Source organism: Caldivirga sp. MU80 (assembly GCF_001663375.1).
Taxonomy (GTDB): domain Archaea; phylum Thermoproteota; class Thermoprotei; order Thermoproteales; family Thermocladiaceae; genus Caldivirga.
In genome coordinates this window covers 1-392 of sequence record NZ_LCTF01000083.1, presented here as the reverse complement: position 1 = coordinate 392, position 392 = coordinate 1, and the positions used below count along the sequence as shown (strand labels likewise).

Genomic DNA, 392 nt, shown 5'->3' with positions numbered 1-392 from the left:
TCCATAGAGATCACTGTAATTTGGGTCATTAACATCTGAGTTGAATCTTCTACCACCCTCGAAGAACCACCAATGCTCAGCCCTATGGTAAGATACCCCGAATATCAACCCCTCATCCCTACATGCCTTAGCCAACTCACCTATAACATCCCTGCCTGGCCCCATCCTCTCGGCATTCCACCTATTTATTGAGCTATCCCACATGGAGAACCCATCATGGTGCTCAGCCACTGGTACAACGTACTTGGCCCCAGCACTCTTAAATAGGCTACACCACTCATTGGGATCCCACTTATCAGCCGTGAACATGGGTATGAAGTCCTTGTAACCGAACTTGTCATGGGGGCCGTAATGCTCGATGTGGTGCTTAAACTCTCTACTACCCTGAATAT

The 392-nt window shown here is 48.2% G+C and carries 1 protein-coding gene; it reads right to left on the bottom strand.

Annotated features, from left to right (window positions below):
* A partial coding sequence (locus AAX04_RS11545) for an alpha-L-fucosidase (protein ID WP_162270153.1) occupies window positions 1–392 on the bottom strand: 392 nt, incomplete at both ends.